We start from the raw sequence: 24223 nt of genomic DNA, 5'->3' as shown, positions 1-24223 counted from the left end.
CGCCGCGCGTCCTGCGCCCGCCCGTCGCCCGGCCGCCACCCCGCAACGCCGCACTGGCGCGCGCCTGCGCCCTCTCGCGTGTCCTGCATTCAGCACCGCGTGTTCTGCATTCGGCACCGCGTGTTCTGCACTCGGCATCACGCCCGTCCCAACGCCGTGTTCGCCGCGTTGACGTGCGCCTGCGCCCTCTCGCGTGTCCTGCGTCCGCCCGTCGCTGTCGCTCAGCCACCCCGATGGCGCGCTGTCGCGCGGCCGCCCTCGCGTGCGTGTTCTGCGCGGTGCGCTGGCAATGGGTCAGAGTCCAGGTGCGTCAGGGTCCAGGTGGGTCAGGGTCCAGGTGGGTCAGCGGCCTGCGCGGATGTCGGCGAGGGTGCGGTCGCCGCGGCGGAAGAAGTCGGCGACCTCGGCGTCACGCAGCGGGATGAAGGCGAGTACGAGCAGCATGTTCCCCGGCAGCAGCAGCCACGCGGTCTGCGTCAGCGCGACGACCCACATCACGGCGCTCACCGGCGTGGCGATGAGTAGCACGGTGCGCGCCCACCGCTTCGGCTCAGCCAGCACCAGCGACGCGGGCACCACGAAAGCGAACTGCAGCGACGTGACTACCAGCAACGTCCACAGCACCCGGTCGGTCGTCGGCACCGTGGCCGCCATGGCCAGCAGTACCGACAGCGTGCTGCTCAGGAACGTGAGCCACCGGATGCGGCCCACCTTGCGACGGATGCGCTCGTCGGGTGATTCGGATTCGACGGCGTCGATCCCCGTTCCGGCCGCGGCGACCTCGGCGGGCTCGGCGTCGACGCCGCCGGTGTCGTCGGTCTGCTCGTTCGGCTCGGTCGCCACCACGTTCACTCCCTCAGCTCGCCGCTGTCACCTCCATCATCGACCATCCGGCCGGCCGGTGACTTGCCCGGGAGGCAAGGTGTGCGTGGTGGCACGTCCGGTGGCCCCGAGCCCCCTCGTCCCGGGGCCACCGGAGGTCCTCAGCTCGGGTAGGTACTCAGCTCAGGTGGTGCACCTCGGCGAGTTCGTGAACGGACGTCGGGATGCCGACGTGCCGCGCCTTGAGCTGCAACGCCAGGTACAGCGAGTAGTGGCGGGACTGGTGCAGGTTGCCGCCGTGGAACCACAACCCCTCCTGCCGCGTGGGCTTCCACATGTTGCGCTCCTCGCCCTCCCACGGGCCGGGGTCCTTGGCGGTGTCCGAGCCGAGGCCCCACACCTTGCCGACCTTGTCGGCGATCTCCTGGCCCATCAGGTCGGCGGCCCAGCCGTTCATCGACCCGTAGCCCGTGGCGTACACGACGAGGTCGGCCGGCAGCTCCGTGCCGTCGGCTAGTACGACGGAGTCCTCGGTGAGCCGTTCGATCTGCCCGTGGGCGAGTTTGACGTCGCCGCCCGCGACGAGGTCCGCCGCGCCGACGTCGATGTAGTAGCCCGAGCCGCGCCGCAGGTACTTCAGGAAAAGGCCGGACTCGTCCTCGCCGAAGTCGAGCCAGAACCCGGCGCGTTCGAGCCGCTCGTAGAACTCGGCGTCCCGTTCCTTCATCTTTTCGTACAGCGGGATCTGGAACTGGTGCATGATCCGGTACGGCAGCGACGCGAAGATCATGTCGGCCTTCTCGGTGGTCATGCCCGCGGCGAGTGCCCGTTCCGAGTACAGATCGCCCATGCCGATGTCCATGAGGCTTTCGCTCTTGACGATGTGTGTCGACGAGCGCTGCACCATCGTCACGTCGGCGCCGTGTTCCCACAGCGCGCCGCAGATGTCGAACGCGGAGTTGTTGCTGCCGATCACGACGACGCGTTTGCCCGTGTAGGCGTCCGGTCCGGGGTGCTGCGAGGAGTGGTGCTGCTCGCCGCGGAAGACGTCCTGGCCCGGCAGCTGCGGCACGTTCGGTTTGCCGGACATGCCGGTGGCCAGCACGACCTGTTTCGGGTGCAGCGTCATTCGCTCACCGTCGCGCTCGACCTCGACGGTCCACTCCTGCGTGGCTGCGTCGTAGTTCGCCGAGGTGGCCGTGGTGGACCCCCAGTACGGCACCTCCATGATCTTGACGTACGACTCGAGCCAGTCGGCGATCTTGTCCTTAGGGGCGAACACCGGCCAGTTGTCCGGGAACTTCAGGTAGGGCAGGTGGTCGTACCAGACCGGGTCGTGCAGGCACAGCGACTTGTATCGGCCGCGCCACTGGTCGCCGGGCCGTGGATGGTTGTCGATCACCAGGGCGGGCACGTCGAGTTGCCGCAGTCGCGCGCCGAGCGCGATGCCGCCCTGACCGCCGCCGATCACGAGCACGTAGGGCTGGACGGTGGTGCCGAGCTCGGCTTCCTCCTGGGCCCGCTTCTCGGCCCACGTCTTGCGCTCGGGGTTGATGCCGTGTTCGGCGCCCATCGGCCGGTGCGTGCCGCGCGGCTCCTCGTGGCCCTTGAGTTCGTACAGCGTGGTCAGCAGCGTCCACGCCTTGGTCTCGTGGTCCTCCTCCACGAGACGGGCGAGGCCACGTCCCCGTCCGACGGCGGTCTCGAAGGTGAACCACGCCGTGATCACACCGTCGGCCTCTTCCGGCGTTTCTTCGAGAGCGAAGTTCGCGGGGTCAACCTCGCCGAGGGCGGCGTCGAGCCGTTGCGCCACCCCGTCGGGGTTCTCCGTGGTGGCGATGTTCCAGGTGAACGCGACGAGGTCGCGCCAATAGCTGGTCGCCGCGAACATGCTGGCCGCGCGGGGGATGTCGCGCGCGGCCAGCGCGTCGGCGAAACCGGTCAGCCAGTTCTCGGCCTTGCGCTGCGGGCTCGGCAGCGAGTCGGTCTGCGGAGAACCGAGGGTCTGCGTCATTGAAGGGCCCTCCCTTGCGGCCACGGGGTTCATCGTGTGATGTGGGATACACAGTCCGCGCCGAGTCGCCGATCGGCCAGCGTTGCGCTGCGTTGCACGCGCCGGCGGCCGGCGGGGAGGTGTCGTCGGGAGGTGCTGTCGTGGCCGGTGAGATGGCGTTGCCGGGGTTGCCGACCGATCTGTCCGAGCACGCACGTGTGATGCAGCGGGTGCACGAGGCCGTGCTCGCCGGGTCGCGCCCTCCGGTCCGCCCGCGCGGGGTGGTGGAGCGGTCGTGGTCGCGGATGCTGGATCTCGGCCTGAACGTGTCAGGGTCGCCGCGTGCCGTGGTGCCGTTGGCCGAACTGGAGCTGCGGCGGCGCCGGTCGGGTCTGGAACCGGTGATCGGCGAGCTGCGGCAGCTGCTGGGCCGGGCCGCGGAGACGTCGCCGTTCCTGGTGGTGGTGACCGATGCCGACGGGGTGATCCTGTGGCGCGACGGCTCCGCTCGGGTGCGGGCCTACGCCGACGCCCTGGGGTTCGCCGAGGGGGCGCGGTGGACCGAGGCGACGGTGGGCACGAACGCGGTCGGCACGGCACTCGTTGAGGCGGCGCCGGTGCAGCTGCTGGCCGCGGAACACTTCGAGTCCGCGCAGCACCCGTGGTACTGCTGCGCCGCGCCGGTGCATTCGCCGGTGACGGGGGAGCTAGCCGGAGTAGTGGACATCAGCGGCCCGGCGCTCACGTTGCATCCGGCGATCGGTGCACTCGTGGAGACGTCGGTGAGGTTGGCCGAGTCGGGACTGTGGCGGTTGCACGAACAGCGCCTCGAACGGCTGCGCCGCACGGCAGAACCCGTGCTCGGTGGGGTGGGAGAGCCGCTGCTGGTCGTCGACGACGAGGGGTGGGTGGCGGTGCGTTCCGGGATCGCGGCCGGTGCGCGGGTGGCCGTGCCGCGGGAGGGACTGCCGATGGCGGTCGCGGGTCTCGGGCTGTGTACCCCGGAACGGCTCGGTGAGGGCTGGCTGCTGCGGCCGCGCCGGGACCGGGCGCCGATGGTCGCCGAGCTGGACCTGGCGGGTGATCCGGTGGTGCGCGTGCACGGTGACGACGGGTCGTGGTCGGCGGGCCTGACGAGGCGGCAGGCGCAGGTGCTGGCGTTGATCGCGCGCGCCGGTCCGGAGGGCGTGGATGCGGCCGCGCTCGGGCGTGGCCTGTTCGGCGACGACGGGCACACGGTGACGGCGCGCGCCGAGGTGTCACGGCTGCGACGGGTGATCGGCGACCTCGTGGCGCCCGCGCCGTACCGCCTGGCCGACGGGGTGAAGCTGACGGTCACGGGCGAGTACTGAGTGGCGCCCGAGTGCCCCCCGGAGCGCCCCGGAGTGGCGCCGGAGTGCCCCCAAGAGCACCTTCGGGGCGTTCAACGCAGCCACGTGTCAGCGTGTCCTTGAGGGATGGTGACCGGGCCGGCGGGCGGGGAGCACCGAATCCTCCCTTGATCATGGGGCAGCCGTGATGTGCCGGTTCTTCGCCAGAATCCGCCGCGGTGCGGTATCGGTCGTCGTCCGGACCGACCGTTGCGGACCCGGCGTGCCTGCTGACTAGCGAGCGGTTCGCGCGGGCTCAGCCGAGTGGGCGGCGGCCCAGGAGTGCGACGAGGCGGTCGATCGGTGGCGCGTCGTCGGGATGTGGCTGCGGCGGGGCGAACGGCCCGTCCTCACTGGCTTCCATGCTCGCAAGCTGGTCGCGGGTGAAGGCGAGGGCACGTTCGACGATGTCGTCGGGGTAGTCGACGCGCTGACTCGTCGCGGTGGCGAGATCCCAGCCGTGCACGAGGTCCTCGACGGTCCGGAGCTGTACCGCGGCGATGCCGGGAATGGCGCCGACGGGGGCCTCGATGACCTGTTCCAGCGCGCCCGGCCTGCGGAAGGCGGTGACGATGTCGGTGGCGTGCCGGCGGTACGAGCCCGCGGGGTCGTCGCCGAGTGCGTCGGCGTCGTCGGGGTCGAGCGGGTAGCCGGGTTTGCCGGCCAGCAGCCCGGCGAACAGCTTGTTGCCGAGGGCGAGGTGGTTCGTCACGTCGCGTACCGACCACAAGCTGCACGGTGTCGCGGCCTGCCACTGGTCGTCGCGGATGCCGGCAACGATGTCACCGACCGCCCGCAGGGTCGTGTCCAGGTCGTCCACGGGTGCGTTCGTCATTGAAACCCCCAGTTGGTTCACGACGGGCGAAGTCTTCGATCACGGACCCCGATGACACGAGTGGACCGTTCGTGTCACTCCGGGGACCCCCATTCTTCACGCTACCGTCCGGGCACGACAGTTTTCGCCGTTCAGGACCCCGACGACCGACGTCCCCACGCCTGCGTGATGACGGGCTACATCAGGCTGGTGCCGTTGGGGACCGGATGGTCGAAGCTGGCGAAGACGACGCGGCCTTCCTCGTCGTGCGCTCCCGTCACCAGCACTTCGGACTTGACGCGGGCGATGCGTTTCGGCTCGAAGTTGCAGACGCACAGCACGCGCTTGCCCTCGAGATCCGCAGCGGCGTAGTGGTCGGTGACCTGCGCGCTCGACCTTCTCACCCCGAGTTCGCCCAGATCGACCTTCAGCACGTACGCCGGGTTGCGCGCCTTATCGTTCGGCGCGGCCTCGACGATCGCTGGCGACGCGCAGTTCGACCTTCTCGAAATCCGCCCACTCGATGACGTCCATTCGCCAATTCTGCCGACCGTCGCCGACCGTCGCCGACACCGCTCGACCCGCCGGCAGGCACCTCCGTTCGGCCAGCACCGGCCCGTCGACGGCCGCACCGCCCGCGCACGGTCGTCGACCCGCGCTGACCGTGGCTGTCAGGTGTCCTGTGTAGTACCGGAGCCGGCACGCGCCGCGGCGGCCATGCGTTCCACGCAGCCGTGAACCCGGGCCAGCACCTGGGCGGGCCACACCTCGTCGGCGTACTCGCTGCCGAGGTACAGCTCCCGCGCATGCTCGGTGACGGCCCGGTATTCCTCGGGCAACCGCTGCGCCGCCCACGCCGCGGCCTCGTCCTTCGGCACGATCTCGCCCGTTTCGACCGTCGCCCACACGCGCGCCACGGTCAGCACCACGTTCCGCGTATCGGTGTCGACGCCGGACAACGCCTCGTCGAGGCCCGCCAGGCTCGCGCGGATCACGTCGGCATGCGGCACCGGCGCCAGCACCTCGGCCGGCGGCGGCCCGACCAACGTCCGGTCGCCGGCCAGCGCCGACGCCACCGCCAACACCAGATCCGGCATCGGCTCCGGCCCCGGCACGTAACCCGCCTCGTACCACTCCCGGAGCCACTCGCCGTAGAGGTAGTCGACCACCGGCGGAAACTGCCGCGACGCGGTATCCCGACGATCCGAACCACTCCGCGTCACACCGCCGTCATCCGCGCCGGACTGCGCGGCCTCCTTCTCTCCGGCCTCGTCCTCCGCGGCCTCGTGCTCTGCCGTGCCGTGCTCTGCCGTGCCGTGCTCTGCAGCGTCGTGCTGCGCAGGGGAATCGCGTGCGACGTCGCGGCGGACGGCCACCATCAGCTCCACGGGGCGCAACCCACCGCCGATGCCGGACATCCCCAGCAGCCCGCGCGTCAGCTCCCGCCGCCGCTCGTCGTCGAGACTGCGCCGCGTCACCGCGAGCACGTCGAGATCGCTCGCGGGCCGCATACCACCCAGTACCGCCGACCCGTGCAGGTAACAGCCGATCACGTCGTCGCCGACCACGCCGTCGAGCAGCTCGGCCACGCGCAGTGCGAGTCCCTCGTCCGCCGTTGCCCTGCCCTTGCCAGTCATGTCGCCTACCTCCTGGTGTGCGCCCGCCTCGCGCGGAAATCGAGCGCGCGGGGCGGGCGCGTGCCGACCCCGCCCATGGTCCCTTCCGGTGCCGTGTTGCCGCCCGGCGCCAGCGTGCCCGGCCCACCCGGCCCCGGTCATCCGGGCCGGCCGACACGTTCGGGTGCACTGGCCTCCGCGACCTGCGCGTCCGGCCTTCTGGTTGACTCGGTGGCCATGCGACGACCTTTCGCGTTCGGTACCCGCGCCGGCTTGGCGGGCCTCGCAGCCGCGACGGCCGCACTCGCCGGCTGCGACATCCCGGAACCCGGCGGCGACGGCGGCGACGGTACCGCCACGGGACAGCCGACCCGCACCGTCACCCGCACCGAGCCCGCACCGCAACTGCCGCCCGAACCGCAGCCCGCCGGGGTCGTCGACGCATGCCCCTATCTGCCCACCGCCGACGCGGAACGCGCCAACGGGCAGGGCGTGAGCGAAGTCCGAACCTCCGCGGAGAAGCCGCATCCGACGTGCTTCTTCTACCGGCCGGACGGCGAGGTCCAGCTGACCACGCAGGTGTTCACCGGCGAGCCCGACGTCGCCACGGGCATCGTCAACCGCGCCGCCCCCATCGACACGTCGAACCCGACCGAGCAGCCCGCGGGCTGGAGCGGTGGCTACCTGTCCGGCGACGACGGCGCCGTCTACGCCGTGTCGAAGCAGGGCACGGCCGTCGTCGTCACGACCAACCAGTCGCAGAGCGTCAAGGCCAGGACCGTCGCCACCGACGTCATCGCCACTCTCGGCCTGTGACGACCTCCCGTGACCGGCGAAGACGCCGCCTCCTCGCGCAGAGTGACCGGTTGACGACGCAGAACGGGCCACGACGTGAGTACGGAAACAGTGGTGTACTAGGGTTGCGCCACACGTGCAGACCACTCAGCGTTGATCAAGAATCGCCGCTTCGCCTTTTCAGGTGACGATCGACCGTTCGGTTCTGCACGGGTCCCCCTCCGAATTTCGAAGTGACAAAGGAAGATCTCGTGGCTGACACCCTCAAGGAAGCTCTGCTCGACTCGACCCGTCGTCCGGACGTCGTCACCGACCTGACCACGCTCATCGACCAGGAGGTCGACGACAAGAGCGGCGTGTCCGGCACGGTCATCAAGACCGGCTACGGCGCAGTCAAGAAGATCAAGCCGGGCATCATCGGTTCCGCTGTGGACAGCCTGCTCGACGACTTCGTCGCGGCCCTCGAGCCGATCTTCGCGGACTTCAAGGCGAACGGCGGCGGCGACTTCGGCGCCTACCTGCCCACGCGCAGCGACGAGGCCGCCGACGCGCTGCTGTCGGTCACCGACGCCCGCGCCGAGAAGTCCTCGCGCGACTCCATCAAGAAGGTCTACGAGAAGCTGCGCCCGAAGGGCAAGGACAACGTGGTGGAGGCGCTGCCGCGGCTCGGCGCGCTCATCCAGAAGCACGCGGGCTGACCACCGCGGGATTTCACACGAAAGGGCTACCTTCCCGAGCGGGAAGGTAGCCCTTTCGCTGTGCTTGTCGGCGAGCTGTGCCCGTCGTCGACACCGTGCCGGCGTGGCCCGAGCCGCATCCGACCGCTGGGTCGAGTCGTGCTCGCGGAGCCGGCAGCTCGGCGCCCGCGGCGGGTGCCTCAGGCCTTCTTCGGCTGCGGCGTCGCGCTCGTCTGGCCGTTGTTGCCTGTCACGCCGCCCGTCTCCGGGTTGTCCGTGCTCTGCGGCGGGGCCGGCGCCACCGGGGTCTCCGGCTTCGGCCGCAGCGCGTACGCCACGCCGGCGATCACGGCGATGCCCAGCAGAATCGGAAGCTTCTTGCGCTTCTTCTTCTCACCGGTCTCGGCGCCGGCGGCGGCCCCCTTGGCCTCCTTCATCGCCACCTTGAAGTCCTTCTTGGCGGCCTTGAAGTCCTTCTTGGCGCGACGCTTCGACTCGCCCGCAGCCTTCGCGGCCTTCACGGCGGCCTTCTTGGCCTTGCGGGTCGGCTCGGTCAGCCCGTCACGGCGCTCATCGGCGACCTGCTTGGCCTTCTTTGCGCTCTTGGAGACCTCTTTGCGGGCCTTCTTGGCCTGCGCGGCCAGCTTCTTCTGGGCGCGGCGCGAGGACTTCACGACCTCGTCGGTGCCCTCGGTCAGCCGGTCCTTCACGGACTCACCCGCCTCCGCGGTTCGAGTCATCGCCTCCACCTCGTTATTCGTTGGTTGTCTGCGTGTCACACTACCCGCCATCCTGCCCCTTACCGCCGGATTATGCCCGGGATGGCACGATGATTCGTGTGACTGAGAGCAACGAGAGCGTGGTCGGTACCAAGTTCAAGGCCACTCTGCACACCAACCGTGGCGACATCGCCATCAACCTCTTCCCTGATCACGCCCCGAAGACGGTCGCCAACTTCGTCGGACTCGCCGAGGGCACGAAGGAGTACACGCAGCCGAACGCGAAGGGCGAGAAGAGCGGGCCGTTCTACGACGGCGCCATCTTCCACCGTGTGATCGAGGGCTTCATGCTGCAGGGCGGTGACCCGACGGGCACCGGTCGCGGCGGCCCCGGGTACAAGTTCGACGACGAGTTCCACCCGGAGCTCCAGTTCAACCGCCCGTACCTGCTGGCCATGGCGAACGCCGGACCGGGCACCAACGGCAGCCAGTTCTTCATCACGGTCGCGCCCACGCCGCACCTGAACTTCAAGCACACGATCTTCGGTGAGGTCGCCGACGACTCGTCGCGTGCCGTCGTCGACGAGATCGGCCGCGTCGCCACCGGCCCGGCCGACAAGCCGCTCGAGGACATCGTCATCGAGTCGGTCGAGATCGAACGCTCCTGATCTCGCCCCGGCACGTGCAGTGACTCAGCCTCCGTACCCGCCCGACCAGGAACCGGCCAGGGCCGACGGCGGTGCCCAGCCCGGGTGCTGGTGGCACCCTGGCAAGCCGACGGGTCTGAGCTGCGTGCGCTGCGGCCGTCCGGCCTGCCCGGACTGCCTGCGTGAAGCGTCCGTCGGCTACCAGTGCATCGACTGCGTCGAAGCCGCACGTGCCCAGCAGCGCCGACCACAGCCGCTCCGCCCCGGCGACCGAACGGTCGCCGGGGCGCGCGTGTCGTCGAAGAACGTCGTCACACCGCTGCTGATCGCGGTCAACGTGCTGGTCTACGTCGTCACCGCCGCCCAGGCGGGCGACCCGATGAACAACCAGGATTCGGCGCTGCTCAACGGTGGTTCGCTGTGGCCGCTGGGCATTCACGTCCACGGCGAGTGGTTGCGGCTGGTCGCCTCGGGATTCCTGCACTACGGCCTGCTCCACCTCGCGATGAACATGCTCGCGCTGTGGATCCTCGGCAAGGACCTCGAGCTGCTGCTCGGCAAGGTCCGGTTCCTCGCGCTGTACCTGGTGTCGCTGCTCGGCGGGTCGACGGCCGTGTTCCTACTCGGCGATGTGAACGTCGGAACCGCCGGCGCGTCCGGTGCCGTGTACGGCCTCATGGGTGCCCTGCTCGTCGCGGTCCTGCGGCTGAAACTCAACCCCGGCGGCGCGATCGGCATCATCGCGATCAACCTCGTGCTGACCGTGACCATCCCCGGCATCTCCCTGCTCGGCCACCTCGGCGGCCTGGTGGCGGGCGCGCTCGTGATGGTGGCGATGCTGTACGGCCCGAAGAAGGACCGCACCGCTTACCAGGCCACGGTCGTCGCGCTCCTCGTCGCCGCGTTCGTCGGCCTGATCATCTACCGCGATTCCACGATCGCGTCCGACATCTGCCGCACCTATCCGGCGCTCTGCGCGGGCACGACCGTCTGACGCGGCCGCCACCCGCAGCGGTCGACCGGGCCGGCGGCTGCTTCGGCCTCCTCCGTGCGGGATCGGCCCGCTCGCGGCGTGCGGTCAGTCGCCGGCAGGCTGGTCGGAGCCAGGACCTGCGTGACGGGCCTGCAGGGCGGTGAGGTCGTCGTGCACGTCGCGCGGATCGACGCCCAGTTCCAGCCAGCCCAGCACCATCAGTCCCGCGTCACCTGTCGGCTCGGCGTCGTCGCCGGTCGCGGAGGAAAGTGGGTCGGTGGCGGGAAGCGTAGGGGCGACGGGTTCGATCTCGAGCGCCGTCGCCTCGCGCCCCAACCTGCGCACCGTCGTCAGCCGGATGCGGACCTCACGCCAGGCCAGTCGGCTGGTTCCGCCGAGGCTGCGGATCCGCAGGCCGGCGGCGTCGGCGGCCAACCGGGGGCGGACGACCGTGCCGTACGCGGCCGCCAATGCCATCGCCACCGCACCGAGTCCGAACAGCAGCATGCCCGGCCGGTCGGCGGATCCCGACGCGGCGAACGCGCCGACGGCCGCGCCCGCGGCGAGCACCCAGCCGATCGCCACCAGCCCAGGATGAGTCGACCAACTGAGAGTGGAGTTATCCACAGGGGAATCCACAGTGGGGATCAATCACACCGGTGTAATCCGGTGTCCTGCGGCGGCACCGAGCCGATCCGCCGATCGGCTCAACGCCATTTCATCGTCATGAGCAGGCCACTGATCATCAGGGCGAACCCGATCGCGAAGTTCCAGTTGCCCAGCTCCAGCATGAAGGGGATCTTGTCGCCCGCGAGATAGTTGACGACCAGCCAGGCCAACCCCAGCAGCATCAACCCGAACATGACGATCTTGTAGGGAAGCGGCGACGGACCGGCCGCTGCAACCTTGACCGGAGTTTTCCGGTCGGCCGGCGGGGTGTACGCCGTCTTCTTGCGGACCTTGGACTTGGGCATTGATGTCCCTCGTGCTCTGCGAATCGAAACGCGTGGCGGACTTGGGCCACCGCCACTAAGACACGTTAACGTAAGCGCCCACGCGTCCGAAGCAGTACTGAGAAGCCCGTGAGCAGCGCGCCACACCGCGGCGTGCGACGCGGCGCGTCAAGTCCCGGCGCGCGCGACCACGGGCGAAAGTCATGGGCGAGAGGAGCCCCCTTGTCGACGTCCGACGAGGAACCCCCGGCCGCGAGGGTTCCGGCAACCGGTGCGGAATCGTCCGCGGTCAGCGCCGCGGACCGGCCGCCCGCGCCGCCGCCGCGGCCCCGTGGCGGGAAGGTGCGCACCGCCGTCCGAGGATTCGGCGAGGTGCTCATCACGCTCGGTCTCGTCCTGCTGCTGTTCGTGGTGTACGAGCTGTACGTCACGAACTGGAAGTCCGGCAGGCTCCAGAACGAGGCCAGCGCCCAGCTGGAGCAGGAATGGCGCAGTGCGCCGCAGGGGGATCGGGAACTCCACGTCGACCCGGCCGACGGCCAGGCGTTCGCCCGCATGTACATCCCCACCTTCGGTGTCGACTGGAGCTTCACCGTGCAGGAAGGGGTCGGTCCCGATGCGCTGGAGATCGGCCCAGGGCACTACAAGAACACCGAGATGCCGGGCCAGCCCGGCAACGTCGGCATCGCGGGTCACCGCGTCGGCAAGGGCGCCCCGTTCAACGACCTCGACCTGCTGAACTCGTGCGACCCCGTCGTCATCGAAACCGGCGACAGCTTCTACGTCTACCGGGTGCTGCCCATGCGCGACGAGGTCGACGGCTGGGCCGACGGCAAGGGTAGGCAGCAGCGCTGCGCGAACGTCGCCCCGCTGCAGGACAAGCAGCATGCCTACGACGAGACGTTCGGCAGGCGGATCGTGCTGCCGGACCGTGGCGACGCCGTCGCACCCGTGCCGTACAAGGCCCGCAACCCGCTGCCGAAGGCGTCGCAGGCCTCACTGCTCACGCTCACCACCTGCCATCCGCAGTTCTCCGACGCCGAACGCATGATCATCCACGGGGTGCTGACGAACCAGTACAAGAAGTCCGAAGGCACCGGCTACGACGACCTGCTGGCCGAGATCGGGGAGGCGTGACATGTACGGCTGGATCTGGCGCCACCTGCCAGGGCCCGCGGCTCTGCGCGTCGTCGAGGCGATCGTGCTCGTGGCGGCCGTCGTGGCACTGCTGATGCTCGTCGTGTTCCCGTGGGTCGAACCGCTGCTCCCGTTCAACGACGTCTCGGTGCAGTAGTCGTCTCCGTGCAGTAGATCTCGGTGCAGTAAGTCGCCGTGCAGTGATTCGCGAGCGGCTGGCTTCGGCCCGGATTTGCCTGCCGGGATAACTCGTTCCAGCAGCGCGCGGTTACCCCTCATCGTTCAGGTTCAGCACATCCCGGCCGGGATGTGCTGACAACGAAAGGGGTAGGAGATGCGCACGATTCGGACACTGGCGCGGGTCTGTGATCGACGCGATCGGCCCCAGCCAGTGGCTGACCATCTGACCGACGCCGAGTCGGGGTGACCGGCGGGCGCCGGGCGAACCAGTTCGCCCGGCGCCCGCCCGAAATCCCACACGGAGCCGGTATCCTGCGGTTATGCGTGTACTGGTCGTCGACAACTACGACAGCTTCGTCTACAACCTCGTGCAGTACCTGGCGCAGCTCGGCGCCGAGCCCGAGGTGTGGCGCAACGACGTCGTCGACCCCGACACGGTGCCGCAGTTCGACGGCGTGCTCGTCTCGCCGGGCCCCGGAACGCCCGAGCGTGCCGGTCGCAGCATCGACGTGATCAACCGGTGCGCCGCCGACGGCGTGCCGATGCTCGGCGTGTGCCTCGGGCACCAGGCCCTGGGCGTCGCCTGGGGAGCCACCGTCGACCGCGCGCCCGAGCTGCTGCACGGCAAGACCAGCCAGGTGCAGCACGGCGGCGTGGGCGTGCTCGCCGGCCTGCCCGAACCGTTCACCGCCACGCGTTACCACTCGCTGACCGTGCTGCCCGAGACGATTCCCGACGTCTTCGAGGTCACCGGCCGCACCGAGTCCGGCGTCGTCATGGGCATGCGCCACCGGGAGCTGCCGCTCGAAGGCGTGCAGTTCCATCCCGAGTCCGTGCTCACCCAGGGCGGCCACCGCATGCTCGCCAACTGGATGGCCGCCGCGGGCCACCGGGTCGCCCCCGCGACCGTCGACAGCCTCGAACAGGCCACCCGCGCCCTGCAGCAGGCGGCCGCCTGACACTCGTCGCGTCAGGCCCGAGCCGGGGTGGCCACGTAGCTCGCCGCGGTGTGCACGGGGCCGCGCTCCGCCTACCGTGTTCGCGGCCGGTCGCTCGCCGGGTCGGCTGCTGCGGTGAGCTCCGCCGTTGTTCGCCGCTGAGCGCGAGCCGTCCCAGCCACAAGCAGTCCAGTGGACGTGAGCCGGCCTCACGAGGCCGGCCACCCGAGAAATCCCACCGAGGAGCCCGCACACACGAGAACGGCCGCGCCACCCGTCAGGGGCGGCGCGGCCGTCACGGCTCATCGCGGGCGGATCAGAGTTGCCGTTACCGAGGCGGGTCGAAGATCCCGCCGCCGTCGTCTTCCTCCTCACTGGATGGCGACGACGATCCGTCCTCCTCGGCGCCGATGTACAGCGTCACCGGCTGGCCCTTCGTGATCGCCTCACCGGGCGCGGGGCTGCTGTTGGTGACCTTGCCGACGTTCTCCTCGTCGGCGCCGGGATCGGCGACCCGGCTCGGCTGGTCGCCCTGCCAGCCCGCCTCCTTGAGCTTCTGCACGGCCTCCTCGTACGTCATGCCGGTCAGGTCCGGCATGTCCATCTGCTGGTTGGCGCCGTTGGACACCGTCAGCTGGATGGTGTGGCCGCGTTCGAACTCGCCGGCGTTCGGCGTCTGGCTGATCACCGTGCCCTTCGGCTGTTCGCTGTCGGTGGTGGTGCGCGACACCGTGAAGCCGAGTTCCTCGAGCCGCGACTTCGCCTCGGGGAACTTCTTGCCCTGCATGTTCTCCACGGTGATCTTCTCAGGGGCCTTGCCCAGCGTGATCTTCACGCTCGTGCCCGATTCGATCTCGTGGTGGGCTGCCGGGTTCTGCTTGATGACCGTGTCAACGGCCGACGAGTCGTCGACCTCCTCGTAGTTCACGTCCTGGTCGAGCGACAGTCCGGCGTCCTTCAACGCCTGCTCGGCCTCGCCCTGGTCGAGGCCCTGCAGGTCCGGCACCCGCACCTGCGACGGCTTGACGCCCACCTGCAGAGTCAGCTGCTCGCTCACGTCCACGCGCGTGCCCGAGGACGGCGACACCGCCAGCACCGTGCCCCGCTGATCCGGGCTGCATGCGTTCGGGTCGTTCGGATCGGCCTGGGCCCGGCAGATGACCTCTTCCTGCTGAACGTTCGTGAAGCCCTCGGACTTCAGCTGTTCGACCGCCACCGCGGTCTGCTGCCCGACGACGTCCGGCACGGCCCGTTCGGTCGTCGAGTTGCTGTCGAACACGCCGGCCAGCCAGGCGACGAACGCGACGAGACCGATGCCGAGCAGCACGAGCAGCGCGATGAGCCAGCCCTTCTTGCGGCGGCGCCTGCGCTCGTCCTCGTCGTCGTAGGCGGGGGCGTACTCGGCGTCGTCGTAGTCGCCGGCTGGGTCGCCCGCCGGCGCCCCCATCACCTGGGTGCGTTCCTCGTCGGACATCACCATCGGCGCGGACGGGCGCTGCCCGGTGAGCGTGCGCACCAGGTCGGAGCGCATCTCCGCGGCCGACTGGTAACGGTTGTCGGCACCCTTGGCGAGCGCCTTCAGCACCACCGCGTCGAGTTCGGGCGAGACCTCGGGGTTCATCGCCGACGGCGGTTTCGGGTCCTCCCGCACGTGCTGGTAGGCCACCGCAACCGGCGAATCGCCCGTGAACGGCGGATCGCCCGTCACCAGTTCGTACAGCACGCAGCCAGCGGCGTAGACGTCGCTGCGGGCGTCGACCCGCTCACCCCGCGCCTGCTCCGGCGACAGGTACTGAGCCGTGCCGATGACCGCGGCCGTCTGCGTCATCGCGGCCTGGCCGTCGTGAACGGCGCGGGCGATGCCGAAATCCATCACCTTGACCGCACCGTTGCGCGTGATCATCACGTTCGCCGGCTTGACGTCGCGATGCACGATGCCGTGACGGTGCGAGAAGTCCAGCGCCGCCGACACGTCCGCCATGACCTCCATGGCCCGCTGCTCCGGCATCGGACCCTCGGTCTTGACGATGTCACGCAGCGTCCTGCCCTCGACGTACTCCATGACGATGTAGGGCAGCGGGCCGTACTCGGTGTCGGCCTCACCCGTGTCGTACACGGCGACGATGGCGGGGTGGTTCAGCGCGGCGGCGTTCTGCGCCTCGCGGCGGAACCGCTCCTGAAACTGGGGGTCGCGGGCGAGGTCGGCACGCAGGATCTTGACGGCCACCTCGCGGCCGAGCCGCACGTCGTGGGCGTGGTGGACCTCGGACATGCCGCCGTACCCGAGCGTGTCGCCAAGCTCGTAGCGGTTGGAGAGCATTCTCGGTGCGCTCATTGCTCGGTGCCGTCCCACTTCGTCCACGGTGTGCCCGTCATGCCTTCTGCGTTCTCGTCCAGGGCCCCGACGGTGCCGTCGGGGCCGGTTGTCGGTTGGCCGGCGGTACCCACGCCGGTTGCGTCGATGACCGCTTCGCCACCGATGTCGCCCGACGCCTGCGACCAGTTACTGCCGGTCGGCGGCGGCTGGTCCCCGACCCTGCCGGGAGGCGGGTCGGAGTCCTGTCCGAGCAGCACGATCAGCAGGGCGGCGACGACGGCCACGACCAGGACGGCGGCCAACGTGAGAAGTATCCACATCCCCGCGGGCCGCTGTCGCTGGTGAGCCCCCGGCGCGCCCACGCCCGGCGGCGTCATGCCGTGGGACGTGCCCCCGTGGCCCCCCATGACGCCGTTCTGAGCCGGTGAGACCGGTGACACCGGCTGCATCGACGGGTGAGATCCCTGCCCCACCGTATTCGGCTGTGGCTGATTTCCGGCCTGTCCCGCCTGTGTGACCTGGCCCGCGGGCGCGCCCGTGACCTGGCCACCTGCCGTGCCGTAGCCCGCGATCCCGGACGGCACCGGCAGTGGATGGCCCGCCTTCACGGCGGCGACGGCCGCGGCGAACTCGCCTCCGCTGGCGTAGCGCTGACGCGGATCCTTCACCAATGTGGCTTCGATCACGGCGCGGGCCGCGGGCGGCACGTCCGGCGGCAACGGCGGCGGCACGTCGCGGATGTGCATCATCGCCACGGTCACCGCGTTCTCCGACAGGAACGGCCTGCGCCCGGCGAGGCACTCGTACCCGCACACCGCGAGCGAATAGACGTCGCTTCCCGGCTCGGCGTCCTGCCCGAGTGCCTGCTCAGGGGCGATGTAGTGGGCGGTGCCCATCACCATGCCGTTGCGCGTCACGGGCGCCGAGTCCGCGGCCTTGGCGATGCCGAAGTCCGTCAGCTTCACCGCCCCCGTTGGCGTGACCATGATGTTGCCGGGCTTGACGTCGCGGTGCACCAGGCCGCGTTCGTGCGCGGCCTGCAGCGCGTGGCCCGCCTGCTCCAGCACGTCGAGGGTGCGGTCGGCCGAGATCCGGCCCTCCCGCTGCAGGATCCCCGCCAGCGGTTCGCCCTCGACCATCTCCATGACCAGGAACGCGATCGCCGACTCGCCGGCTTCGGTCTCGCCGTAGTCGTGTACCGCGGCGATGTTCTGGTGGTTCAGCGACGCGGTCGTCTTCGCCTCCGCGCGGAACCGGTGGAGGAACTCGGCGTTGCCGGACAACTCGGCCTTGAGGATCTTCACCGCCACCGGCCGGTCCAGCCGGGTGTCACTGGCTTCCCACACCTCGCCCATGCCGCCGACGGCGATTTGGCTGGTCAGCCGGTAGCGCTCCGCGATCAGTTGCCCGGTCGACAGCATCTAGCCACCCCCGAGACCGGCGGAGATGGTGGCCCTTGCGATTTCGGCGGCGACCGTGCCACCCGTCGCCGCCAGCCCGCGGTTGCCGCCCGATTCGACGATCACCGCGACGGCGATCTTCGGGTCGTCGTGCGGCGCGAACGCCGTGTACCAGGCATGCGGCGGGATGTTCTTCGGGTCGGAGCCGTGCTCGGCCGTGCCCGTCTTCGAGGCGATCTTCAGGTCCGAGTCCTTGCCACCGCCGCCGGTGTTCTCCTCGGACTGGATCATCATCTGCGTCAGCGCCTCGGCGGACTCGTCCGACATCGCCGGTTCGCCGGTCAGCTCCTCCTCGCCGATGTCCTCGATGGTCGACAGGTCCGGGGCCAACCGCGACTTGACGAGCTTCGGCTTCATCGCCATGCCGTCGTTGGCGACCGTCGCCGCCAACAGCGCGTCCTGCAACGGCGTCAGCCGCACGTCGCGCTGGCCGATGCCGCTCTGATACAGCGCCGCCTCGCTCTCCAGCTCGCCCAGGCTCGACGGCACGACACTCAGCGGGACCTGCAGGTCGTCCTGGCCGATGCCGAAGTTCTCCGCCGTCGCGCGGAGCTTGGCGGCCCCGAGGTCGCCCGCGATCTCCGCGAACGCCGTGTTGCACGAGTACTTCAGCGCGTCCTTGAGCGTGCTGCCGGGGCAGGTGGCGCCGCCGTAGTTCTCGAGCTGGGTGTTCGTGTGCGGCAGCGTGACCTCGGAGTCGGGGGTGACGCTCGCGTCGGGCTCCATGCCGTCCTCGAGCGCGGCGGCCGTCGTGACGATCTTGAACGTCGACCCGGGCGGGTAGGTTTCCCGCACGGCCCGGTTCATCATCGGATTGCCCTCGGCCTCGGAGTACTCCTTCCACGCCTGCTGCTGCTCGTCGCCGTTGTGAGAGGCCAGCCGGTTCGGGTCGTACGACGGCGTCGACACCATGCCGAGGATGTCGCCGTTCTTCGGGTTCATCGCCACGACCGAGCCCGTGTAGCCGTTCTCGGTCATCGCCCGGTACGCCGCTTCTTGCACCGCGGGCTGGATCGTCAACCGCACGTTGCCGCCGCGCGGGTCACGTCCGGTGACCATGTCCGACAGCCTGCGCACGAACAGCCGCGGATCGGAACCGTTGAGGAACGCGTCCTCGGCGTTCTCGAGGCCGCCCGCGCCGTACATGATCGAGTAGTAGCCGGTCACGGGCGCATACATCGGGCCGTTGCGGTAGGTGCGCAGGAAGTTGAAGTTGTCGTTCGACGGTTCGACGCCCGCGAGCACCTGGCCCGCCTCGTTGGAGACGATCTTGCCGCGTTCACGGGAGTACTCCTCGTACAGCACCCGTGAGTTCCGGGAATCGGACGCGTAGTCGTCGCCCCGGACCACCTGGACGTACGTCGTGTTGGCCAGTAGCAGAGTCAGCATCGCCAGCATGACCATGCCGACCTTGCGCAGGGGAGTGTTCACGTCGCGTCATCCCCTTTCGGCCGGTTCGGTTCGTCGGTGCTCTCTTCGGTCGGCCAGGCGGGTTCGTCGGTCGGTGTCGATCGCTCCGCCTGCTGTGGGCCGGGTTGTGCGGGCCCGGCTTCCTTCGGTTGTTCCGGCGCGGACCCGGCGGCCTGCTCTTGCGGCTTTCCCTGGCCGGGCTCGGAGTGGGTGGCCCGGTTCGGCGCCTGCTGCGGCACCGGGGCTTGGCCCTGGGGCGGGGTCACCGGGTGTTGTGCCTTCCCGGGTGAGGCCGGCGCCGGCGACTGTTGCCCCGGGGAAGGCTGTTGCCCCGGGGAAGGCTGTGCGGGCGACTGCGATCCCGGTGGCTGTGCCCCCGGCGATTGGGACCCCGGCGATTGGGGCCCCGGCGAGTGGCGCTCCGGAGCTTGGGGTCCTGGAGCCTGCTGGCCCGCCGAAGCCGGCGCCGCGGGGCCGGCTCCTGCCTGCGGCTGCGGCGGGCGCTGCACCATCACGGTGTGCGCCTCGGCGATCGGCGCCAGCTGTTTCGGCGGCGCCTCCCCGCTCGGCTTCTGCTGCTGCGGCCTGCGCGCGGTGTCGGAGATGCGCAGCAACAGTGCCACGAGGATGTAGTTCGCCAGCAGCGACGACCCGCCCGCGGACAGGAACGGCGTCGTCACACCCGTCATCGGGATGAGCTTCGTGACACCGCCGACGATGACGAACACCTGCATGATGATCGCGAACGAAAGGCCGCCGCCGAGCAACTTGCCGAACGTGTCGCGCACCGCCAGCGCACTGCGCATCCCGCGCATCGCCAGCAGCAGGTACACCAGCAGCACCGCGGCGAGACCGACGAAGCCGATCTCCTCGCCGAGGGCGGCGCTGATGAAGTCGGTGTGGGCCTCCGGAACCATCTCCGGCCTGCCCGCACCCAGCCCGGTGCCGAACACTCCGCCGGTGCCGAGCCCGAACAGGCCCTGCGCGATCTGATAGCCGCCGCCGGGGTCGTCGTAGGTCGCCAGCGGGTCGATCCAGTTGGTGACACGTTGCTGCACGTGGGTGAACAGCTGGTAGGCGATGAACGCGCCCAGGAGGAACATGCTCAGGCCGACGACGACCCAGATCGCACGCTCGGTGGCGACGTACAGCATCATCAGCGTGATACCGAAGAACAGCAGCGCCGTGCCGAGATCACGTTCGAACACGAGAATGCCGAGGCACACGACCGCGGCGATGATGATCGGCCCGAGATCCCGCGCGCGCGGCAGTTCGACACCGAGTATCCGTTTGCCCGCCGTCATGAACAGATCCCGTTTCGCGACGAGGAACGACGCGAAGAAGATCATCAACAGGATCTTGGCGAACTCGCCGGGCTGGATCGAGAAGCCCGGCAGCCGCAGCCACACCTTCGCGCCGTTGACCTCCGACAGCGACGCGGGAAGCACCGCAGGCAGCGCCAGCAGGATCAGACCGCTGAGACCGGCCGTGTAGGCGTAACTGGTGAGCGTGCGGTGGTCCTTGACGATGCGCAGCACCGCGAGGAACAGCGCCAACGCCACGACCGTGAACAACACCTGCCGGGGCGCGCTGCCCGCGAAATCCTGTCCCAGTGAGCGCGCTCGCTCGGCCTCCGCCAGGTCCAGGCGGTAGATCGTCACCAGGCCGAGGCCGTTGAGCAGCGCCACGCACGGCAGGATCAGCGGATCCGCGTACGGTGCCCAGAACCGCACCGCCACGTGGGCTGCACTGAAGATCGCCAGGTAGGCGCCGCCGTACCAGAGGATCGACCACGACAGCGACTGTTCCTGGTTGATCTGCACCAGGACGAACGCCGTCGTGACGACGACCGCGGCTAACGCCAGCAGCATCAGCTCCGTGCCGCGGCGTTTCGGCAGCTCACGTGGTGGGTTCGTGGTGTACTGCCGCCCGACCGCACTCTGGTTGCCTGCGGCTGCGGTCATCAGTTACCGCCCGAGCCGGGCGCCGGACGGCAGTCCACCCCCGGCTGCTGGTCCTGTCCCGCCTGAGTGTTGGCTTCGCCCGACGTCGAATCGTCGGAGTTCCGCTGGTTCTGCCCGGCGCCGTCCGAGCCGCTGCCCGAGTCGCCGCCGGAGCCGCCGCTGTCGCCGCCGTCGTTCTGCTGACGCTCGCCCTCGCCGATGCCGCCGATGATGCCGCCGCCCTGCGGCTGGTCCTGCTCGTCGTCGCAGATCTCCAACATGTTGTTGCGGCGCAGCGTGTCGATGTACTCGCGTGCCGAGGCCAGGTCGTCGCGCTTGACCGAGTTCGACACCGCCGAGCGGGCGTCCTGCTGCAGATCCTGCAGCCGCAGCGGCTCGCACAGCGTCGAGGACGGAGGACAGGACCCTTCGGCCTCCTCCTGCAGGTCCAGACCGAGCACACTGCCCGGAACGCCCTGGTAGATGACGACCTCGTCGTTCGAGCCGACACCCACGTAGTACTGGCTCATCACGAAATACCGGGTCGTGATCGCCGCCGCCGCGAGCAGCACGATCGCGAGCCCGATGCCGACGAGCAGGCGAATGCGCTTGCGCCGCTTCGCCTTCGGATCCTCCGGCGGCGGGCTCGCTTCGGCCTGCTGCGCCTGCGAGGACTGCTGCTGCTGTGACGCCGTGAGCGCCCGTGCGCGCGCCGCGGGGGAGTCACCCTGCGGACCCTCGTCGGTGCCGTCACCGGCGGCGCCGCCCACGATCGGGGCGTTCTCGCCGTAGTCGACGTCCACCACGTCCGCGATGATCACCGTGACGTTGTCCGTACCGCCGCCCTTGAGCGCCAGCTCGATCATCCGGTCCGCGCACTCCTGCGGGTCCGGGATCTGCATCGCCTCGGCCAGCGTCTCGTTGCTGACCATGCCGGACAGCCCGTCCGAACAGAACAGGTAGCGGTCGCCTGCCCGAGCCTCCCGCACCGTCAGGCTCGGCTCGACCTCGCTGCCCGTCAGCGCCTTGAGCAGGAGCGAACGCTGCGGATGTGTCGCCGCCTCCTCCTCGGTGATCCGCCCCTGCTCGATCAGCTCGTTGACGAAACTGTCGTCGCGCGTGATCTGGGAGAACTGCCCACCACGCAGCAGGTACGCCCGCGAATCGCCGACGTGGACCATGCCGAGCTTCGACCCCGAGAACAGTGCGGCGGTGAGCGTCGTGCCCATGCCGTCCAGCTCGGGGTCGTTCGACACCAGTTCCGCGATGGCCTGATTGCCCTGGACGGTGGCATCCCGGAGCTGACTGACCAGATCGTCGCCGGGTTCGTCGTCGTCGAGCGGCGCCAACGACGCGATGACGACCTTGCTGGCCACCTCACCGGCGGCGTGGCCGCCCATACCGTCGGCCAGCGCCAACAGGCGGGGGCCGGCATATACCGAGTCCTGGTTGTTGGATCGCACCAGGCCGCGGTCACTGCGTGCCGCGTAGCGAAGGACGAGAGTCATGGGCGAAGCTCGATCACCGTCTTGCCGATCCGGATGGGGACGCCGAGCGGGACTCGGAGGGGTGCAGTGACCTTAGCCCGGTCGAGGTAGGTGCCGTTCGTCGAGCCCAGGTCTTCCACGTACCACTCGTCTCCGCGCAGGGAGATACGAGCGTGGCGCGTCGACGCGTAGTCGTCGTCGAGCACCAGCGTGGAGTCGTCGGCACGGCCGATCATGATCGGCTTGCCGTCGAGTGCGATGCGCGTGCCGGACAGGGCGCCCTGCGTGACCACGAGCTGCCGCGGCATCTTCCCGCCGCCGCGTCCGCCCGCGCGTGGGCGCTTCTTGTCCTTGCCGCGGCGCAGGTTGGGGAGGTTCACCCGCAGACCGGACGCCGCGTAGAGGTCCGAACGCACCACGCGCAGCGCGGCGAACACGAACAGCCACAGCAGGAGCAGAAACCCTGCTCTGGTGAGTTGTACGACCAGCTCCGGCACCTGTTGTGTCAGCTCCCGCCTTTTCGCGCTCGCCCCACGGCGAACACGCCGCAGGCCCCCACATGGCCGCCATTATGCGTGACCAGCACGCGGCGCCCATGCGGGATTGCCGAAAAACCCGGGTTCCGCTGCCTCAGGCCCGGCCGAAACCCGGATTCGCTCAGCCCTGGGTCCGGAACACCAGCGACGAGTGACCGACGCGGATGACGTCACCGTCGGCCAGCTGCCAGGTCTGGACCGGGGTTCCGTTCACCGTCGAGCCGTTCGTCGAACCGATGTCGGCGAGCGTGGCGCTCTGGCCGTCCCACGTGATCTCCAGGTGGCGACGCGAGACACCAGTGTCGGGAAGGCGGAAGTCGGCGTCCTGGCCACGGCCCACGACGTTGCTGCCCTGCTTGAGGGAGTAGTTCCGGTTGGAACCGTCGTCGAGCTGCAGCGACGCCGTCAGCGGCCGCGGCGGGGCGCCGGCGGGGGCACCCGGGGCACCGGGCGCGCCGAAGCCGGGCTGGCCGTACGGGTCCTGCGCCGGCTGGCCGTAGGGGTCCGACTGCGGGGGCGGAGCCTGTGCCGGGTAGCCGCCGGGAGGGCTCGGCGGGGCCGCGTAGCCCTGGTCGTAGCCGGGCTGGCCGTACGGGTCCTGCGGGGGCTGACCGTAACCGCCGGGCTGGCCGTAGCCCGGGTCGTAGCCGCCGGGCTGGCCGTAACCCTGGCCGTACGGGTCCTGCTGCGGAGGCTGACCGTAGCCCTGGTCGTAGCCCGGCTGGCCGTAACCCTGGGCGTACGGGTCCTGGCCATAGCCCTGGGCATAGGGGTCCTGGCCGTACTGGTCGTATCCGGGCTGGCCGTAGCCCTGGTCGTAGCCCGGCTGCCCGTACTGGTCGTATCCGGGCTGACCGTAACCCTGGTCGTAGCCCGGCTGCCCGTACTGGTCGTAGCCGGGCTGTCCCTGTCCGTATCCGTACTGGCCCTGGCCGTACGGGTCACCCTGGTCGTACTGGCCGTAGCCGCCGGGCTGGCTCATTGCTCGGTCTCCTGCGTCGCTGGTTCGTGCCGGCCGTGCTTGACCGTCGCCATCAAATGCTGCTGTGACGTCGGGATCAACGGTCGAGCGGGTCTTGAACTGTCCAGTATGCAGCGCTTCGTTGCGCTCTAGCGAAACTACGACGTCACCATAGGTGTCCCAACCGTGTTCGGACAGATGCTGTGAGACGGCGTCCGCCAGCAATCTGGTGACCCGCTGCTCATCGCCCGCCATCCGATCGTGATCTGCAGCACCCAAGGACACGATGTAGTGGTTCGGGGCGAGCTTCCGCCCGCCCGCGAGCTCACGAACGTTGTCCTCACTCTCGCGCTCCAGACTGTGCGCCACTTCCTCCGTGACGACATTGCCCCCGAACATCCGGGCGAACGTGTTGCCCACCAGGCTCTCGAGGCGCCGGTCAAAACGCTGAACACGACCCAATCCGGACAACCTC

Annotated in this window: 23 protein-coding genes; 8 read left to right on the top strand and 15 right to left on the bottom strand. The window is 69.7% G+C overall.

Annotated elements, in window-relative coordinates; translation table 11 throughout:
- Nucleotides 1-342 precede the first annotated feature (342 nt).
- Together FB384_RS07920 and FB384_RS07915 are read right to left on the bottom strand one after the other, a co-directional pair.
- Complete coding sequence (locus FB384_RS07920; RefSeq protein WP_183780883.1) at nt 343-846, bottom strand: hypothetical protein; 504 nt, start codon at nt 844-846, stop codon at nt 343-345.
- A 154-nt stretch (nt 847-1000) separates the two neighbouring features.
- On the bottom strand, nt 1001-2836 hold the full coding sequence (locus FB384_RS07915) for a flavin-containing monooxygenase (protein WP_183780880.1): 1836 nt from the start codon (nt 2834-2836) through the stop codon (nt 1001-1003).
- Between the two features lie 140 nt (nt 2837-2976).
- On the opposite strand from FB384_RS07915, the gene FB384_RS07910 reads away from it, so the two are divergent.
- A complete protein-coding gene (locus FB384_RS07910) occupies nt 2977-4167 on the top strand; it encodes a sigma-54-dependent transcriptional regulator family protein (protein WP_258936398.1) in 1191 nt (396 codons plus the stop codon).
- Between the two features lie 274 nt (nt 4168-4441).
- Here the strand turns inward: FB384_RS07910 and FB384_RS07905 are convergent, their stop codons facing one another.
- From FB384_RS07905 to FB384_RS07895, 3 genes are all read right to left on the bottom strand, one after another.
- The gene (locus FB384_RS07905; protein WP_183780877.1) at nt 4442-5020 is read right to left on the bottom strand and encodes a TIGR03086 family metal-binding protein; all 579 of its coding nucleotides are present in this window, start codon (nt 5018-5020) and stop codon (nt 4442-4444) included.
- Nucleotides 5021-5196: 176 nt separating this feature from the next.
- Nucleotides 5197-5433, bottom strand: coding sequence for a tRNA-binding protein (locus FB384_RS07900; RefSeq protein WP_323985161.1), 237 nt, complete (start codon nt 5431-5433; stop codon nt 5197-5199).
- A 237-nt stretch (nt 5434-5670) separates the two neighbouring features.
- Entirely contained in the window at nt 5671-6636 is a 966-nt protein-coding gene (locus FB384_RS07895; RefSeq protein ID WP_221212670.1) for an aminoglycoside adenylyltransferase domain-containing protein, read from the bottom strand.
- A gap of 216 nt (nt 6637-6852) precedes the next feature.
- Here FB384_RS07895 and FB384_RS07890 point away from each other — a divergent pair, with 216 nt between their 5' ends.
- Together FB384_RS07890 and FB384_RS07885 are read left to right on the top strand one after the other, a co-directional pair.
- Entirely contained in the window at nt 6853-7431 is a 579-nt protein-coding gene (locus FB384_RS07890; protein ID WP_183780874.1) for a DUF2020 domain-containing protein, read from the top strand.
- 230 nt (nt 7432-7661) lie between these two features.
- Nucleotides 7662-8108, top strand: a complete 447-nt coding sequence (locus FB384_RS07885) for a DUF6918 family protein (protein WP_183780871.1) — start codon at nt 7662-7664, stop codon at nt 8106-8108.
- Between the two features lie 179 nt (nt 8109-8287).
- Here the strand turns inward: FB384_RS07885 and FB384_RS07880 are convergent, their stop codons facing one another.
- Entirely contained in the window at nt 8288-8827 is a 540-nt protein-coding gene (locus tag FB384_RS07880; protein WP_183780868.1) for a hypothetical protein, read from the bottom strand.
- Nucleotides 8828-8916: 89 nt separating this feature from the next.
- On the opposite strand from FB384_RS07880, the gene FB384_RS07875 reads away from it, so the two are divergent.
- Entirely contained in the window at nt 8917-9474 is a 558-nt protein-coding gene (locus tag FB384_RS07875) for a peptidylprolyl isomerase (protein ID WP_183647358.1), read from the top strand.
- Between the two features lie 19 nt (nt 9475-9493).
- The gene (locus FB384_RS07870) at nt 9494-10447 is read left to right on the top strand and encodes a rhomboid family intramembrane serine protease (protein WP_183780865.1); all 954 of its coding nucleotides are present in this window, start codon (nt 9494-9496) and stop codon (nt 10445-10447) included.
- Between the two features lie 84 nt (nt 10448-10531).
- Here FB384_RS07870 and FB384_RS07865 read toward each other — a convergent pair whose 3' ends face one another.
- A complete protein-coding gene (locus FB384_RS07865) occupies nt 10532-11011 on the bottom strand; it encodes a PH domain-containing protein (protein ID WP_323985160.1) in 480 nt (159 codons plus the stop codon).
- A gap of 122 nt (nt 11012-11133) precedes the next feature.
- Nucleotides 11134-11400: a cell division protein CrgA gene (crgA, locus tag FB384_RS07860; RefSeq protein ID WP_183780859.1), complete on the bottom strand. Its 267-nt coding sequence runs from the start codon at nt 11398-11400 to the stop codon at nt 11134-11136.
- A 201-nt stretch (nt 11401-11601) separates the two neighbouring features.
- Between crgA and FB384_RS07855 the strand changes: the two genes are divergently transcribed.
- The 3 genes from FB384_RS07855 to FB384_RS07845 all read left to right on the top strand — a co-directional run bounded on the left by FB384_RS07855 (nt 11602) and on the right by FB384_RS07845 (nt 13655).
- Nucleotides 11602-12516, top strand: coding sequence for a class E sortase (locus tag FB384_RS07855; RefSeq protein WP_183780857.1), 915 nt, complete (start codon nt 11602-11604; stop codon nt 12514-12516).
- Nucleotide 12517: 1 nt separating this feature from the next.
- Nucleotides 12518-12673 carry a hypothetical protein gene (locus FB384_RS07850; RefSeq protein WP_183780855.1) on the top strand — a complete coding sequence of 52 codons (156 nt, stop codon included), beginning with the start codon at nt 12518-12520 and terminating at the stop codon, nt 12671-12673.
- A gap of 343 nt (nt 12674-13016) precedes the next feature.
- On the top strand, nt 13017-13655 hold the full coding sequence (locus tag FB384_RS07845; RefSeq protein ID WP_183780853.1) for an aminodeoxychorismate/anthranilate synthase component II: 639 nt from the start codon (nt 13017-13019) through the stop codon (nt 13653-13655).
- A 307-nt stretch (nt 13656-13962) separates the two neighbouring features.
- Here the strand turns inward: FB384_RS07845 and pknB are convergent, their stop codons facing one another.
- The 7 genes from pknB to FB384_RS07810 all read right to left on the bottom strand — a co-directional run bounded on the left by pknB (nt 13963) and on the right by FB384_RS07810 (nt 24210).
- Entirely contained in the window at nt 13963-15969 is a 2007-nt protein-coding gene (gene pknB / locus FB384_RS07840) for a Stk1 family PASTA domain-containing Ser/Thr kinase (RefSeq protein ID WP_183780851.1), read from the bottom strand.
- A complete protein-coding gene (locus FB384_RS07835) occupies nt 15966-17372 on the bottom strand; it encodes a serine/threonine-protein kinase (RefSeq protein ID WP_183780849.1) in 1407 nt (468 codons plus the stop codon). The genes pknB and FB384_RS07835 overlap by 4 nt, the downstream gene beginning before the upstream one ends.
- A complete protein-coding gene (locus FB384_RS07830; protein WP_183780847.1) occupies nt 17373-18842 on the bottom strand; it encodes a peptidoglycan D,D-transpeptidase FtsI family protein in 1470 nt (489 codons plus the stop codon). It abuts the gene before it with no gap.
- A complete protein-coding gene (locus tag FB384_RS07825; protein WP_228725982.1) occupies nt 18839-20785 on the bottom strand; it encodes an FtsW/RodA/SpoVE family cell cycle protein in 1947 nt (648 codons plus the stop codon). The genes FB384_RS07830 and FB384_RS07825 overlap by 4 nt, the downstream gene beginning before the upstream one ends.
- Entirely contained in the window at nt 20785-22272 is a 1488-nt protein-coding gene (locus tag FB384_RS07820) for a PP2C family protein-serine/threonine phosphatase (RefSeq protein ID WP_183780844.1), read from the bottom strand. The genes FB384_RS07825 and FB384_RS07820 overlap by 1 nt, the downstream gene beginning before the upstream one ends.
- On the bottom strand, nt 22269-22748 hold the full coding sequence (locus FB384_RS07815) for an FHA domain-containing protein FhaB/FipA (RefSeq protein ID WP_183780841.1): 480 nt from the start codon (nt 22746-22748) through the stop codon (nt 22269-22271). The genes FB384_RS07820 and FB384_RS07815 overlap by 4 nt, the downstream gene beginning before the upstream one ends.
- 160 nt (nt 22749-22908) lie before the next feature.
- Nucleotides 22909-24210: a DUF3662 and FHA domain-containing protein gene (locus FB384_RS07810; RefSeq protein ID WP_323985159.1), complete on the bottom strand. Its 1302-nt coding sequence runs from the start codon at nt 24208-24210 to the stop codon at nt 22909-22911.
- Between the last annotated feature and the right edge of the window lie 13 nt (nt 24211-24223).

It is taken from the genome of Prauserella sediminis (assembly GCF_014195435.1).
GTDB classification, from domain to species: Bacteria; Actinomycetota; Actinomycetes; order Mycobacteriales; family Pseudonocardiaceae; genus Prauserella; species Prauserella salsuginis.
Note: the sequence above shows the minus strand (reverse complement) of the source record. Positions and strands in the feature narration are given on the sequence as shown.